This window comes from Streptomyces sp. NBC_01431 (genome assembly GCF_036231355.1).
Lineage (GTDB): Bacteria > Actinomycetota > Actinomycetes > Streptomycetales > Streptomycetaceae > Streptomyces.
In genome coordinates this window covers 3,630,875-3,645,683 of sequence record NZ_CP109496.1, presented here as the reverse complement: position 1 = coordinate 3,645,683, position 14,809 = coordinate 3,630,875, and the positions used below count along the sequence as shown (strand labels likewise).

At 70.9% G+C, this 14,809-nt stretch carries 13 protein-coding genes; 9 read left to right on the top strand and 4 right to left on the bottom strand.

Annotated features, from left to right (window positions below; genetic code table 11):
• Positions 1 to 199: 199 nt before the first annotated feature.
• Positions 200 to 2,038 (bottom strand): phosphatidylglycerol lysyltransferase domain-containing protein, encoded by a 1,839-nt coding sequence (locus OG522_RS16685; protein ID WP_329463766.1) that lies wholly within the window; start codon positions 2,036 to 2,038, stop codon positions 200 to 202.
• A gap of 150 nt (positions 2,039 to 2,188) precedes the next feature.
• On the opposite strand from OG522_RS16685, the gene OG522_RS16680 reads away from it, so the two are divergent.
• Positions 2,189 to 3,301: an alpha/beta hydrolase gene (locus OG522_RS16680; protein WP_329463765.1), complete on the top strand. Its 1,113-nt coding sequence runs from the start codon at positions 2,189 to 2,191 to the stop codon at positions 3,299 to 3,301.
• Here OG522_RS16680 and OG522_RS16675 read toward each other — a convergent pair.
• On the bottom strand, positions 3,288 to 4,442 hold the full coding sequence (locus OG522_RS16675) for an ABC transporter ATP-binding protein (RefSeq protein ID WP_329463764.1): 1,155 nt from the start codon (positions 4,440 to 4,442) through the stop codon (positions 3,288 to 3,290). The genes OG522_RS16680 and OG522_RS16675 overlap by 14 nt on opposite strands.
• A gap of 138 nt (positions 4,443 to 4,580) precedes the next feature.
• Here OG522_RS16675 and OG522_RS16670 point away from each other — a divergent pair, with 138 nt between their 5' ends.
• The 5 genes from OG522_RS16670 to OG522_RS16650 all read left to right on the top strand — a co-directional run bounded on the left by OG522_RS16670 (position 4,581) and on the right by OG522_RS16650 (position 9,382).
• Entirely contained in the window at positions 4,581 to 5,261 is a 681-nt protein-coding gene (locus tag OG522_RS16670; RefSeq protein WP_329463763.1) for an ABC transporter permease, read from the top strand.
• 3 nt (positions 5,262 to 5,264) lie between these two features.
• Positions 5,265 to 5,933, top strand: a complete 669-nt coding sequence (locus tag OG522_RS16665; RefSeq protein WP_329463762.1) for an ABC transporter permease — start codon at positions 5,265 to 5,267, stop codon at positions 5,931 to 5,933.
• A gap of 74 nt (positions 5,934 to 6,007) precedes the next feature.
• The gene (locus tag OG522_RS16660) at positions 6,008 to 6,994 is read left to right on the top strand and encodes an ABC transporter substrate-binding protein (RefSeq protein WP_329463761.1); all 987 of its coding nucleotides are present in this window, start codon (positions 6,008 to 6,010) and stop codon (positions 6,992 to 6,994) included.
• An 86-nt stretch (positions 6,995 to 7,080) separates the two neighbouring features.
• Positions 7,081 to 8,094, top strand: coding sequence for a hypothetical protein (locus tag OG522_RS16655; protein ID WP_329463760.1), 1,014 nt, complete (start codon positions 7,081 to 7,083; stop codon positions 8,092 to 8,094).
• A 268-nt stretch (positions 8,095 to 8,362) separates the two neighbouring features.
• Positions 8,363 to 9,382, top strand: coding sequence for a PhlD (locus OG522_RS16650; protein WP_329463759.1), 1,020 nt, complete (start codon positions 8,363 to 8,365; stop codon positions 9,380 to 9,382).
• A gap of 23 nt (positions 9,383 to 9,405) precedes the next feature.
• On the opposite strand, the gene OG522_RS16645 is transcribed toward OG522_RS16650, so the two are convergent.
• Together OG522_RS16645 and OG522_RS16640 are read right to left on the bottom strand one after the other, a co-directional pair.
• Positions 9,406 to 10,548 (bottom strand): NADH-quinone oxidoreductase subunit D, encoded by a 1,143-nt coding sequence (locus OG522_RS16645; RefSeq protein WP_329463758.1) that lies wholly within the window; start codon positions 10,546 to 10,548, stop codon positions 9,406 to 9,408.
• Positions 10,549 to 10,615: 67 nt separating this feature from the next.
• Entirely contained in the window at positions 10,616 to 11,515 is a 900-nt protein-coding gene (locus OG522_RS16640; RefSeq protein ID WP_329467620.1) for an SAM-dependent methyltransferase, read from the bottom strand.
• A gap of 194 nt (positions 11,516 to 11,709) precedes the next feature.
• Between OG522_RS16640 and OG522_RS16635 the strand changes: the two genes are divergently transcribed.
• The 3 genes from OG522_RS16635 to OG522_RS16625 all read left to right on the top strand — a co-directional run bounded on the left by OG522_RS16635 (position 11,710) and on the right by OG522_RS16625 (position 14,799).
• The gene (locus OG522_RS16635; RefSeq protein ID WP_329463757.1) at positions 11,710 to 12,915 is read left to right on the top strand and encodes a sensor histidine kinase; all 1,206 of its coding nucleotides are present in this window, start codon (positions 11,710 to 11,712) and stop codon (positions 12,913 to 12,915) included.
• Positions 12,916 to 12,969: 54 nt separating this feature from the next.
• Entirely contained in the window at positions 12,970 to 13,644 is a 675-nt protein-coding gene (locus OG522_RS16630; protein WP_329463756.1) for a response regulator transcription factor, read from the top strand.
• A gap of 177 nt (positions 13,645 to 13,821) precedes the next feature.
• On the top strand, positions 13,822 to 14,799 hold the full coding sequence (locus OG522_RS16625) for a quinone oxidoreductase family protein (RefSeq protein ID WP_329463755.1): 978 nt from the start codon (positions 13,822 to 13,824) through the stop codon (positions 14,797 to 14,799).
• The last annotated feature ends 10 nt before the right edge of the window (positions 14,800 to 14,809 follow it).

Below are 14,809 nucleotides of genomic sequence, written 5' to 3'. Positions count from 1 at the left end.
CCCGGAGGGTTTCGGGAAGCGGCGGGGCGGAGCCCCAGCGCGCACCGTACCCAGCGCCCCGTCCCGCCACCGCACCCCGGCCCCCACCGGGGGAACCCATCGCCGTGGGGAAGCCGCAAGCAGCAGGGCGGGGAAAGCGAAACCCCGGTGCCGGGCCCCGTAAAGGGGGCCCGGCACCGGGGTTTGCGGGAGGGGGCGGCTACGCCGCGGGCACCTGGTCCGGGGTGGTCACGTGCGCGCAGGCGCGTTCGCGGCGGGCCGCCCGGGTCAGGCGGGCCAGCGGCCCCGGCAGGCCCAGGTTCACGAAGCCCTCGGCCTGCATCACGGCGAAGCCGATGCGGGGGAGGTCGGCGTGCGCCCGGTACACCATGAACCTCGGCTCCCACCGGGGCTGGAACTTCGCGTTGAACTTGTACAGCGACTCGATCTGGAACCAGCGGGAGAGGAAGACCAGCAGGCCGCGCCACATCCGCAGGACCGGACCCGCGCCGATCTTCTCGCCGCGTGCGAGCGCCGAGCGGAACATCGCGAAGTTGAGCGACACCTGCTTGATGCCGATCTTGTCGCACGCCTGGAGCGAGGCCACGATCAGGAGCTCGTTCATGCCGGGGTCGGCCGAGCGGTCGCGGCGCATCATCTCAAGCGACATTCCGTCCTTGCCCCAGGGCACGAAGTGCAGGATGGCCTTCAGGTCGCCGTACGGGCCGGGCGCCGCCCCGTCGTCGTCCGCCTTGTGGGCCGTCGCGATCACGCAGTCGCCGTCGTTCGGGTCGCCGATGCGGCCCAGCGCCATCGAGAAGCCGCGCTCGGTGTCGGTGCCGCGCCAGTCCTCGGCGGCCCGGCGGATCCGCTCCAGCTCACCGTCGGAGAGGTCACGAACGCGCCGTACGCGGGTTTCGTAGCCATTGCGCTCGATGCGCTTGACCATCTGGCGTACGTTTCGCATGGCGCGTCCGGCCAGCGAGAAATCCGAGACGTCCACCACCGCCTCGTCACCCAGCTCCAGGGCGTCGAGCCCGGTCTCGCGGGTCCAGACCTCGCCGCCGGTTTCGGAGCAGCCGACGACCGCCGGGGTCCAGGAATGTGCCTTCGCCTCGTCCATGAAGCGCTCGATGGCGCCGGGCCAGGCCTCGACGTCGCCGATCGGGTCGCCGGAGGCGAGCATCACACCGGAGACCACGCGGTAGGTGACGGCCGCCTTGCCGCTGGGCGAGAAGACGACGGCCTTGTCGCGGCGGAGCGCGAAGTGGCCGAGCGAGTCGCGGGCGCCGTGCTTGGCGAGCAGTTCGCGCAGCTTGTGCTCGTCGTCCTGGGTGAGCCGGGCGGCCGGGTGCTCGGGCCGGAACGCCAGGTAGATCGTGGTGACGGCGGTCAGCAGGCCCAGCGCGCCGAGGGAGTAGCCGACCGTCCAGCTGGTCTTGCCCTGGTACTCGACCGGGCCCTCGAAGCCGAAGAGGCCGAACATCACGTGCTGGATGCGGTCCACGATGGACGGATTGCCGACCGTCCTGTTCGGGTGGACGCTCACGATGACCAGGCCGAGGCCCAGCGATCCGGCGCCCATCAGGAAGAAGTTCGCGACGGCCTTCCAGCGGCTGCGCGGGTCGGGCAGCGCGTTGAACTCGCTCCGGTGGCGGACCAGCAGGGTGAGAAGCACCAATGAGATCAGCACGCCGGTGATGGAGTGCCGGTACCAGAACTGGGCCACCGCCCCGATGGGCAGCAGCACCACCGCGGCCCGCCAGGCCCGGCGCTTGCGGCGCTTGAGACCGTGCGCGAGGAGCAGCAGGAGGATGCCGGCGCTGAGCGCCACGGCCGCCGCGAAGGGGCCGAAGGTGCCCGGCAGCACCTCGCTTACGCTGTGGAACCGACTGTGCCGGACGCGATCGAAGACTCCGGCCGCTACGTCCAGGAGGCCCACGATCGTGCAGGCTGTTCCGACCACCCTGGGAACCGACTCGGGGCGCGGCCCGCGGAGGACCTTTCGTACACGAGTCGGAACCGATCCGTTTTTGTCCCCATCTATCCTGACAGACATCGCTTCCCGTGACTCCGCGAGAGATTCAGTTGGCCGGGGGACGGCGTCCACACCGTCCAGCCGGACAATTTGCGCCCTCTAGGACGGCACATTCGGGGGGCGGGTTCCCTTGGTCTCAGGAAATTCTCAGTCAGAAAGTTTCAGCGCCTCATGGGTCTCACGAGCAACAAGGTTCTGGCACTCGCCGTGTTCCTGGCGGTGGTGCTGTTCGCGGTCACCATCTGGTTGTGGCCGCGCCTGGCACGGCGCAGCTGGAAGGCTGTGACGGGCCGCGTCGGGCTGCTCCTCGCGACCCAGCTGGCGATCTTCGCCTCGGTCGGTCTGGCCGCCAACAACTCGTTCCTGTTCTACGGGTCCTGGGCGGACCTGTTCGGCCAGGAGCAGGACATGGGCAAGGTCGTCGACCACTCGGCGGGCGGCACGAACGTCCAGGTCATCGACAAGCAGAAGCCGGAGACGCCGGGGGCGGGCAAGCCGGCGCTGGGCGGCGAGATCCAGAAGATCGTGCTGGCCGGCGCCAAGTCGAAGATCACGAGCCCGGCCTACGTCTATCTGCCCCCCGAGTACTTCCAGAAGGCGTACGAGAACAAGACCTTCCCGGCCGCGATCGTGCTGACCGGCTACCCGGGCACCGCCGAGAACCTGCTCAAGGGCCTGCGGTACCCGAAGACGGCGTGGACGCAGGCCAAACAGAAGAAGATGCAGCCGATGATCCTGATCATGATGCGCCCGACGGTGGCGGGTCAGCGGGACACCGAATGCGTGGACATACCGAACGGCCCGCAGACCGAGACGTTCTTCGCGAAGGACGTGCCGGGCGCGATCTCGGCGAACTACCGGGTCGGCACAAAAGCGCAGAACTGGGGCTTCATCGGCGATTCGACCGGCGGCTACTGCGCGCTGAAGATCGGCATGCACCACCCCGCGCAGTTCGCGGCGAGCGCGGGACTGTCGGCGTACTACAAGGCGGCGGACGACCCGACGACCGGTGACCTCTTCCACGGCAACAAGAAGGAGGAGAACCGGGCCAACCTGCTGTGGAGCCTGGACCACCTGCCGCAGGGCAAGTCGTCCTTCCTGGTCACCACCTCGCTGTCCGGCGAGGACAACCTCAAGCCGACCCGGTCCTTCATCGCCAAGGTGAAGGCGCCCGGCCGTGTGTCGTCCATCACGCTCGACAGTGGCGGGCACAACTTCAACACCTGGCGGCGCGAGATCCCGCCGACCCTGGAGTGGATGAGCGGGCGGCTCAGCGCGAACTGACCGACTCGACCGACTCGACCTTCACCTCGGTCCGGGGCACGTCCTTGGCGTCCGCGTCGACGGAGCGGCGCAGCGCCTCGTGGAGCCGGGCCGGGGTGAGGACGCCGAGGAAGCGGCCGCGCTCCGCGCGGTCGATCACGGCGATCCAGCCGGCGTCGTGCTGGAGCATCGTCGCGAAGGCCTGCTTCAGCGAGGCGCCGACCGGCAGCCAGGCCTCCATCCGCCGGGCGTGCTCGCGGACTGTGCCCTTGCCGAGCCGGGCCTGCTCGGCGGAGATCCAGCCGTGCAGGTTGTCCTCGGCATCCAGGACGACCGCCCAGCGCGGCACCTCGGCCGGCAGCGGGTCGTCGAGGTGGACCACGGGCGGCTGCTCCAGGTCGCTCTCCTCGATGGGGGTGACGGAGAGCCGCTTGAGACCCCGGTCGGCGCCCACGAAGTCCGCCACGTACTCGGTGGCGGGGGTGCCGAGCACGGCGGCGGGGGCGTCGAACTGCTCGATGGCGCCCTGCCCGTAGACGGCGATGCGGTCGCCGAGGCGGACCGCCTCCTCGATGTCGTGGGTGACGAACAGGACCGTTTTGCGCACCTGCGACTGGAGCCTGAGGAACTCGTTCTGGAGCCGCTCGCGCACCACCGGGTCGACCGCGCCGAACGGCTCGTCCATCAGGAGCACCGGCGGATCGGCCGCCAACGCCCTTGCCACGCCCACCCGTTGACGCTGGCCGCCGGAGAGCTGCTCGGGGTAGCGCGATCCGTACGTCTTGGGGTCGAGCCCCACCAGGTCGAGCAGTTCGGCCGCTCGCTCGCGGGCCTTCGCCTTCTTCACGCCGAGCAGGTGCGGGACGGTCGCGGTGTTCTCCAGGACCGTCTTGTGCGGGAAGAGACCGACCTGCTGGATCACATAGCCGATGCGGCGCCGCAGTTGAACGGGATCGACGGTCGATATGTCCTCGCCGTCCAGGAATATCCGCCCGCTGGTCGGCTCGATGAGCCGGTTGACCATCTTCATCGTGGTGGTTTTGCCGCAGCCGGACGGTCCTACGAGAGTGACCAGTTCACCCTCTGCCACCTCGAAGGACAGGTCGTCCACGGCGGTGGTGCCGTCGTCGTACCGCTTGGTGACGTGCTCGAACCGGATCATGATGCCCCATTGTGCCGGGTGGTGACCGCCCTTGTGTGAAGCCCATGTTGCTGTAATGCGAAGGCCCGAGTCGATTGTCAGTGGTCAGGGTTAGGGTCTTCAGACAGACGTACGGAGCGGGCCGGGGGAGGTGGGGGAGTGGCCGGGAACTGCCTGGCGGCGAACGACTGGATCTGCTGGGAGTACGTCAGCTCCCGCAGCCAGGAGCTGACCGACGCGACGGTCCAGCACGTCTGGATCACCGCGGTGTCCGTGCTCATAGGGCTGCTCGTCGCCTTCCCGCTGGCGCTGCTCGCCCGGGGCCGCAAGGGCGTCGCGGCGACCGTGCTCGGCTTCACGACCGTGCTCTACACGGTCCCCTCGCTCGCGATGTTCGCCCTGCTGCTCCCGGTCTTCGGCCTCTCGGCCGGCCTTGTGATCACGGGCCTGGTGCTCTACTCACTGACGATCCTGGTGCGCAACATCCTGGCCGGGCTCGAATCGGTGCCCGCCGATGCCCTGGAGGCGGCGCGCGGCATGGGGTACGGGCGCATACGGCTGCTGTTCGAGGTCGAGCTGCCGCTCGCGCTGCCCGCGTTGATGGCCGGTCTGCGGATCGCCACCGTCGCCACCGTCGCGCTGACCACGATCGGCTCCCTCGTCGACCACGGCGGCCTCGGCAACCTCATTGAGCAGGGCCTGCCCACCTTCTTCAAGGCGCAGATCCTGACCGCCTCGGTGCTGTGCGTGGTGCTCGCGATCGCCGCCGACCTGCTGCTGCTCGGTCTCCAGCGGCTGCTCACGCCCTGGACCCGGATCCGTACGGCGAAGGCGGTCTGAACCATGGGAGTCTTCGCGCAGGCTTGGACGTGGCTGACGACGGGCGCCAACTGGTCGGGGGAGGACGGCGCCTGGCACCGGCTCGGTGAGCACGTGTACGTCAGCGCGCTCGCCCTGGTGGTGTCGTGCCTGGTCGCCCTGCCGCTCGCGCTGTGGCTCGGGCACATCGGCAGGGGCGGCGCGCTCGCGGTCAACATCTCCAACGTCGGCCGGGCGATACCCGTCTTCGCGGTGCTCGCCCTGTTCATGGTGACCCCGCTGCGCAACGCGGGCTATCTGCCGACCGTGATCGCCCTGGTGCTCTTCGCGGTGCCGCCGCTGCTGACCAACGCCTACGTCGGCATGCGCGAGGTGGACCGGGCCGCGGTGGAGGCGGCCCGCGGCATGGGGATGTCCGGGCGTCAGCTCTTCCTCCAGGTCGAACTGCCGCTCGCCTACCCGCTGATCATGACCGGGCTCCGGTCGGCGGCGGTCCAGATCATCGCCACGGCGACCATCGCCGCGATGGCCGGCCTCGGTGGCCTGGGCCGCATAGTCACCGAGGGCTTCGCGGTGTACAACACCCCGCAGGTGGTGGCGGGGGCGCTGCTGGTGGCGGCGCTCGCGCTGCTCGTGGAGGGCGCGCTGGTGGGCCTTGACCGCCTGTTCAGCCCGCTGCGCAAGCGTTCGTGACCCCTTGATCCGCTGATCGTGATCCGCGAAACCCGCGATCCGTTACCCCGTAATTCTCTGGATGGTGAATCTTCATGAGCAAGATCCTGCGTACGGCCGGTGCGGTGCTCGGCACGGTGGCGCTCGCGGGCTCGCTCGCCGCGTGTGGTGGCGACAGCCTGGAGAAGAGCAAGAACGACAAGGACAACGGCACGTCCAGCAGTACCGGCGGCGGGAAGAAGGGCTCGCTGGTCGTCGGCGCGGCCGGCTTCACCGAGTCCGCGGTCCTGGCCGAGCTGTACTCCCAGGTCCTCGCCGACGCCGGGTACTCGACCTCTGTCACCACGGTGAAGAACCGCGAACTGTACGAACCCGCCCTGGAGAAGGGCGAGATCGATGTCGTACCGGAATACGCGGCCACCCTCACCGAATTCCTCAATGCCAAGGTGAACGGTGACACGGCGAAGGACAAGCCGCTCGCCTCCAGCGATGTCACGGCCACCGTGGCCGAACTGTCCAAGCTCGCCGGGCCGCGCGGTCTGAAGGTGCTGCCGGCCGGTGCGGCGGTGGATCAGAACGCGTTCGCGGTGACCAAGGAATTCGCCGCCAAGAACAACCTCAAGTCCCTTTCGGATCTGGGTACGTCGAAGGCCAAGGTGAAGATCGCCGCGGGTGACGAGTGCAAGATCCGGCCGTTCTGCGCGCCGGGTCTGACGTCCAAGTACGGGATCGACGTCGCCGGCATCGACCCCAAGGGCGTCGGCACCCCGCAGGCCAAGCAGGCGGTCAAGGACGGCGTCGATCAACTGGTCCTGACCACCACGACCGACGCCACCCTGGACACCTACGGCCTTGTTCTGCTCCAGGACGACAAGAAGCTGCAGAACGCGGACAACGTGCTGCCCGTCGTCAATGCGAAGGACGCCGGCGGCCAGGAGATAGCCGATGCGCTCGGCAAGCTGACCAAGGCCCTGACGACGGCCGATCTGGTCGATCTGAACCGCAAGGTCGATGCCGAGCGGGCCAAGCCGGCCGATGTCGCCAAGGCGTATCTCCAGTCGAAGGGGCTGATCAAGAAGTAGTCGAAATTGGCGATCGGAGTAACTACAGGGGAACAGATTGGCGGGCGGGGGTACATGTGACGCCTACGCACGGTAAATTTCAGGCCATGCCACGTGGACGCCACCGTCATTCCCCTCCGCTGCACCGGCTCCTTCAGCCGTCGGCCGTCGCCGGCGTCTCGGTCATCTGCGCCGGTGGTGCCTGGCTCTTCGACCAGCCCACGGTGCTCAGAGCACTGGCCGCCGCCGCCGCGGCGGCCTGCGTCACCGGTTCGGTGCTGATGCGCAGCTGGGACCGGGCGGCGGGCCGCCGGGTCGCCGAGCTGACCCGCTCGCGCGCCGCCGACCAGTGGCGTACCGAGGAGCGGATCGCCGAGCTGGAGACCGAGTTGGAGGAGTCGCGCGAGCTGCGCGGCCGCCTCGACGCCAAGCTGCGCACCAAGCGCATGGAGCTGGCCGGGCTGCGCGGCGAACACGCGGCCCTGCTGCGGCGCTACGCCAACGCCGAGACCGAGCGGGCCAGCGCACTGGAGGGGCGACGCCAACTCGCCCTGGAGGCGACGGCCCCCAAGGCGCTGATGCCGTCGGGCAGCACCCCGACCCCGGCCGCCTATCTCGCGGCCGCCCGCGCCCTGGAGCGCCTCTCGCTCAGCGCCGAGCGCCAGGCGAAGGCACGGGCCGAGGCGGAGTCGGCGCGGGCCGGCTCGGAGTCCGGGGAGGCGGAGGGGCCGCAGGGGAAGCCCTCGGCGGCCGTCGGCAGCGGGCAGCACGCCCGCCCGTCGTCCGCCCTCCCCGCCAAGCCCCGGCGGGCCGAACTGCCCGCCGCCCCCGCGCCGGTCGCCGCCGCCGTGGTGCCGTACACGGCGCGCCGGGCGGTTCGCCCCGAGGGCAGCTTCGACTTCTTCGGTACCGGCGCGGGGCAGGCCGGTGCCGGGCACAAGGCGGCCGCCGCGATCGAGGCCGTACAGGACGAGGACCTCGCCGACGTGGTGGGCGAGGAAGTTCTGGCGAGCCGGGCGCAGCAGAGCCCCGATAAGGTCGTCGGCGAGGTCATCGACCTGACCGCGCACGACGAGACCGAGCAGCTCGACCTCGCCGAACTGCGCACCGCCATCTCCTAGCTGACGCCCCGGCGGCCCGCTTACTCCCATGTGTCGCAGGGCCGGTCACTTTTCCGGGTGCCCGGGGCATGCTGGCTGCTGTCCCGGGCGTATCGCCCGCGAGCTGGAACGCGTCTGTCCAGACGGCCAGTTGACCAAGTTTTTTCATTTCGGGGATCGATTCAGGCCGCCTGACGTACGTTAAGGATCTGCCCTTTTCGATTTCTGAGGGAGTTCGTCCGTGCCTGCTCACATAGCACCTCCCTGTGTGGCCCTCCCGGGGAACACCGTGACGACCGACGAGATCTGCGCCGACATCCGCCGGGCCCATCCGGACCTGCCGCGCCTGGAGGCCTTCCTGAGGATCGCTCGGGCGACGACCGTCGAGACCCGCCACTTCTGCCGTCCGCTGGGCGCGCCGACCGTGGCCGGAAATGCCCTTGTCGAACAGCGCAACCGGGCGGCCTACGAGGACGCGTCGGTCATGGCGGTCGAAGCGGCCCGCAGAGCGCTGGACGCGGCCCGGCTGCGGCCCGAGGACATCGACTGCGTCATCACCAGCCACACCACCTCCTGGACCGTGCCGAGCCTCGACCTCCACCTGATCGCCGCACTCGGTCTGCGGCCCGAGATCCGGCGCCACCCCATGAGCACGACCGGCTGTGCGGGCGGCGCCCAGGGGCTGCTCCGCGCCCGCGACGACATCGCCGCCCACCCCGGCGCCAACGTCCTGGTCGTCACCTCGGAATGCCTGTCCGCGGCGACGTACAACCACGCGGACACCAGCCGCGAATCCATGGTCTACAAGGTCCTGTTCGGGGACGGCGCCGCCGCCGCGGTCGTCTCCGCGCGCCCCTCCTGGGGCGGGGCGAGCTTCGTCATCGAGGACGCCTTCGAGTACGCGCTGCCCGACAGCGCCGACCGCTACCGGGGGCGGCTGACCGGCGCCGGGCTGCACTTCGACTCCACCCGCGCGGCCACCGCCGCCTTCAACGACTGCCTGCCCGCCATCCGTAAATGGCTGGCGGCGGACGGCCGGCCGCTCGACTTCGCGGTGGTCCACCCCGGCGGTCCGCGCATCCTGGACGACATCGCCGCCGGCCTCCAGCTCGACGGCGACCGCGCGGGCGGGGCCCTGCGCACCGCCTGGGCCAGTCTCGCCGAGAACGGGAACCTGGGCGGCTCGGCGGTCCTCGACGTGCTGTCCCGTACGTTCACCGAGCCGCCCGGCCACGACGAGCGCGGCCTGATCATCGGCTTCGGCCCCGGCTTCGTCCTTGCCGCCGTCCGGGGCCACTGGTCCAACTGACCGGCGCGGCAACCCGGTTGGGCCTACTTGTCGATGTCGCCCACGACGAAGAACAACGACCCCAGGATCGCCACCATGTCGGCGACCAGCGTCCCCGGCAGCAGCACGGCGAGTGCCTGGATGTTGTTGTACGAGGCCGACCGCAGCTTAAGCCGGTACGGCGTCTTCTCGCCCTTGCTGACGAGGTAGTAGCCGTTGATGCCGAGCGGGTTCTCGGTCCAGGCGTAGGTGTGGCCCTCGGGCGCCTTCAGTACCTTGGGCAGCCGCTGGTTGATCGGGCCGGGCGGCAGGTCTGCCATCTTGTCGAGGCAGGCGTCGGCGAGGTCGAGCGCGTTGTGGGTCTGCTCCAGGAGGCACTCGAAGCGGGCCAGGCAGTCGCCCTCGGTGCGGGTGACGACCTTCAGGGTGTCCTGGAGGTCCCCGTACGCGAGGTACGGCTCGTCGCGGCGCAGGTCGAAGTCGACGCCGGAGGCCCGCGCTATGGGGCCGCTCACGCCGTACGCGTGCACCGCCTCGGCGGACAGCACGCCGACGTTCCTGGTCCGGGCCCGGAAGATCTCGTTGCCGAGCACGAGGCGGTCGTACACGTCCATCCGCGACCGCACCGAGGCGATGGCGTGCCGCACCCGGCCGAGCCAGCCCAGCGGCAGGTCCTCCTTGAGGCCGCCGACGCGGTTGAACATGTAGTGCATGCGGCCGCCGGAGACCTCCTCCATCACGGCCTGGAGCTCCTCGCGCTCGCGGAAGGCGTGGAAGACGGGGGTGATGCCGCCGAGCTCCAGCGGGTAGGAGCCGAGGAACATCAGGTGGTTGAGGACCCGGTTCAGCTCGGCGAGCAGCGTGCGGGTCCACACGGCGCGCTCGGGGACCTCCATGCCGAGCATCCGCTCGACCGCCATGACGACACCGAGCTCGTTGGAGAACGCGGAGAGCCAGTCGTGGCGGTTGGCCAGCATCACGATCTGGCGGTAGTCGCGGGCCTCGAAGAGCTTCTCGGCGCCGCGGTGCATGTAGCCGATGACCGGCTCGGCGTGCTGGATGCGCTCGCCGTCCAGTACGAGCTTCAGGCGTAGCACTCCGTGGGTGGAGGGGTGCTGGGGGCCGATGTTGAGCACCATGTCGGTGCTCTCCGCCCCGCCCCCGATCCCGACCGTCGTCTCCGTCATGCGGGCCAGTATCCCCCGAGGCCGCGTGGCCTGCGGCCCAGCCCCCGCCGGGGGTAGCGCCACGGGGTCATACCCGGTGTGTCAGCCAGCCGAAGTCGCCCAGGCCGCCCCGGGCCGTCAGTTCCGCCGCCTCGCCCGCCGCGGCCAGCGCGCGGACGTACGCCGCCGGGTCCGAGGACGCCAGCGACAGCGGGGGCCGCGTCGCCGAGACGCCGAGCCGGGACAGTGCCTCGCGCTGCGAGGTCAGCTCCCCGGAACCCCCCGCACACGCGTCCAGCGCGACATGCGCCGTGATGTCGCACGACCCGTCCGGCACCGGCGCCACCTCCCGCCCGCCGCGAAACCCGCTCAGCGAACCGAACGGCGGCCGCGCCTGCCTCGTATGGGCGTAGTCGACGGCCACCGCGACCCCCGCGTCCAGCGCGGCGAGGGCCGACGCCCACGCCTCGTCCCGCGGCCGACCGATCTCCGCCCGCGTGCCCGGCTCACCCAGCGGCCACCAGCGCTCCAGCCACGCGGCGTCCGCGCCCGACACCGGTTCGCCCAGCGTCTCGCTGCCGTCGGGCCGTACGAGCACGAGCCTGGCCACCCCGTCCGGATCGACCTCCGCGACCTCGACGGGCACGTTGTCGAGCCATTCGTTGGCGAAGAGCAGACCCCGGACCCCCCGGGGCACCGAAGCACGCCAGACGATCCGCTCGTCGAGCCCGGCCGGGCGGGGGGCGCGCTCGACGGCGTACGGGCGGACGGGGAAGCCGGCAGGCAGCGCGGCCAGCACCCCGGTGAGCAGTTCCCCGCGCCCGGCACCCACGTCCACGAGGTCGACCGGGCCGGGGCCGAGCCCGGCCGCGACCTCGGTGAGCAGGCGGGCGACGGCCCGTGCGAAGAGCGGCGAGGCGTGCACCGACGTGCGGAAGTGCCCGGCCGGCCCCTCGGGCCGCAGATAGAAACCGCCCGGCCCGTACAGCGCCCGCTCGGTGGCCGCACGCCAGCCGACGGGGGCGCCCGGCGACCCCGGTTCCGCGTCACTCGTACCCGCCGCGTGTTGACACGTCTCATCCGTCACGGGGCCAAGTCTCCACCTTGCGGAGTACGCCGCCGGGATCAGGATCGCCCCGGCGGTTGACCCCTGCACCTATCCCCTTTCCCTACGCTGATTACGTGCAGCGCCTCTACGACTTCATCCGCAGACACCCGACCGGGGTCGACACCTTCTGGGCCGTCATCCTGTTCGGGTTCTCCTGCCTGCAAGTCGCGGCCGCGGCGCACGATCCGCGCCAGGCGGGCTGGCCCATCCAGCTCCTGGTCGCGCTCGGGATGAGCGCGGCCGTGGCGCTGCGCCGCCGGGTGCCCGAGAAGATGCTGCTGCTCGTGATCGCCGTGGGCGTCGCCCAGCTCGTACTCAACGTGCAGCCCCAGGTGCAGGACTTCGCGATGCTGGTCATCATCTACACGGTGGCCTCCGCGGGCGAGCGCTGGGCCTCGCGGGTCGCGCTCGTCGCGGGGCTGTGCGCGGCGCCGCTCGCGCATGTGCGCTGGCTGGACACCGGGCCCAACTCCGCGACGGAGAAGGCCTTCTTCATCGTCATGATGACGGTCCCGTTCGTGCTCGCCTGGGTGCTCGGCGACTCGATGCGGACCCGCAAGGCCTACCTCGCGCAACTGGAGGAGCGGGCCGCGCGCCTGGAGCGGGAGCGCGAGGCGCAGGCCAAGGTGGCGGTCGCCGCCGAGCGGGCCCGCATCGCCCGTGAGCTGCACGACGTGGTGGCGCACAACGTGTCGGTGATGGTCGTGCAGGCCGACGGCGCGGCGTACGTGATGGACAGCTCGCCGGACCAGGCGAAGACCGCCCTGGAGACTATCTCGATGACCGGCCGCCAGGCGCTCGCCGAGATGCGCCGGCTCCTCGGGGTGCTGCGCACCGGCGAGCACCAGGAGGCGGGGGAGTACGTGCCGCAGCCCGATGTCCAGCAGATCGAGGATCTGGTGGAGACGGTCCGCGGGGCGGGCCTCACCGTCGACTTCAAGATCGAGGGCACCCCGCGCCCGCTGCCCAGCGGCGTGGAGCTCACGGCCTACCGGATCGTGCAGGAAGCCCTCACCAATACCCGCAAGCACGGCGGTCCGGACGCGGGGGCGAGCGTGCGGCTCGTGTACTTCGACGACGGGCTCGGCCTCCTCGTCGAGGACGACGGCCGGGGCGCCGCCCACGAGATGTACGAGGACGGCGGCGCCGACGGTCAGGGGCACGGCCTGATCGGCATGCGCGAGCGCATCGGCATGGTCGGCGGCACGCTGGACGCGGGGCCGCGCCCCGGCGGCGGCTTCCGGATCAGCGCCCTGCTGCCGCTGAAGCCGGCTCACTGATTTCCTGTACGTGCTGGGGTACGTACCGTTGTACGGCGTGATGGAGAGAGAACGATGACGATCCGCGTGATGCTCGTGGACGACCAGGTGCTACTGCGCACGGGGTTCCGGATGGTGCTCGCCGCGCAGCCGGACATGGACGTCGTCGCGGAGGCGGGCGACGGCGCGGAGGCCATCGAGGTGCTCCGGGCGACCGAGGTGGACGTGGTCCTGATGGACGTGCGCATGCCGAAGCTGGACGGGGTGGAGGCGACCCGGCGGATCTGCGCGGCGGCCAATCCCCCCAAGGTGCTGATCCTCACCACCTTCGACCTGGACGAGTACGCCTTCTCCGGGCTGAAGGCGGGCGCGAGCGGTTTCATGCTCAAGGACGTGCCCCCGGCCGAACTGCTCGGCGCGATCCGCTCGGTGCACAGCGGGGACGCGGTGGTCGCGCCCTCCACGACCCGCCGCCTCCTGGACCGGTTCGCGCCGATGCTCCCGGCCAGCGGCAAGGAGCCGGAGCACAAGCAGCTGGAGAAGCTGACCGAGCGCGAGCGCGAGGTCATGCTGCTCGTCGCCCAGGGGCTGTCCAACGGCGAGATCGCCGCCCGCCTGGTCCTCTCGGAGGCCACCGTGAAGACCCACGTGGGCCGCATCCTGACCAAGCTGGGCCTGCGTGACCGGGTGCAGGTCGTGGTGCTGGCGTACGAGACGGGGCTGGTCCGCGCGGGTGGCGGCGCCGTCTGACCGGCGGGCCCGCCGGTGCCGGGTCCGCCCGGCGCGCGGCCTTCCGCTCCGCGCCGGGCCGCCGCGACCCGGTGCAGCCCCGGGCCCTCGCCGACCGGCATTGTCTTAGTACGACGGGCGTCGTACTATCGGGCTCGTTCGGAACCCAGGGCAATTCAAGTGCGGGGGAGTGGCGACATGCGCGCGATCCGATTCGACGAGTTCGGCGGTCCGGAGGTTCTCCAGCTGGTGGAGGCGGAGGTGCCGCGGCCGGGGCCCGGTGAGGTGAGCGTCGACGTCGCCTACGCCGGCGTCAACTTCGCGGATCTGAAGGCGCGTTCGGCGGGATACCGGGTCGCCTCGCTGCCCTTCGTGCCCGGCCTGGAACTCTCCGGCCGCATCCGCGCGATCGGCGCCGGGGTCGAGGGCCTCGCGGTCGGCCAGGAGGTCGCCGCGATGACCGAGGGCGGAGCCTACGCGGACGTCGCCCTCGCCTCGGCCGTCACCGTCTTCCCCGTACCCGAGGGCGTGAGCCTGCGCACCGCGGCCACGCTGCCCACCGTGCTGCCGACCGCCCACGCCCTCATCCACGAGGTGGGCCGGCTACAGCCCGGCGAGAGCGTCCTGGTCCAGGGCGCGGCGGGCGGCGTCGGCACCGTTGCCGGGCAGATCGCCAAGCTGGCCGGGGCGGGCGCGGTGTACGGCGTGGTCTCCAGCGAGGCCAAGGCCGACTACGCCCGCAAGCACGGCTACGACGACGCCTTCCTGACCGACAGCTTCGACGCGGACGTGCTGCGGGCCACCGGCGGCCGGGGCGTGGACCTGGTGCTCGACCCGGTCGGCGGCGAGACCCTGCGCCGCGGCCTGGAGTCGCTCGCCCTGTTCGGCCGGCTTGTCTCGTACGGCAACGCGAGCGGTGAGCAGGCCTGGCAGGTCGGGCAGGCCGAGCTGTACTCGCGCGGTCGCACCGTCTCGGGCTTCTCGATCCTGGGGCTCGCGGCGGCCGGCGACCGGGGGGCGTTGCGCGACATCGCCGGGCGGGCGCTGCGGCTGGCCACCACCGGCCAGGTGGAGCTGCCGATCACGGCGGAGTTCCCTCTCGAAGAGGTGGCCGCCGCCCATGAGTTGATGGAGGGCCGCACCTCGACGGGCAAGCTCCTGCTGAGGGTGTCCTAGCGCCGAGCGC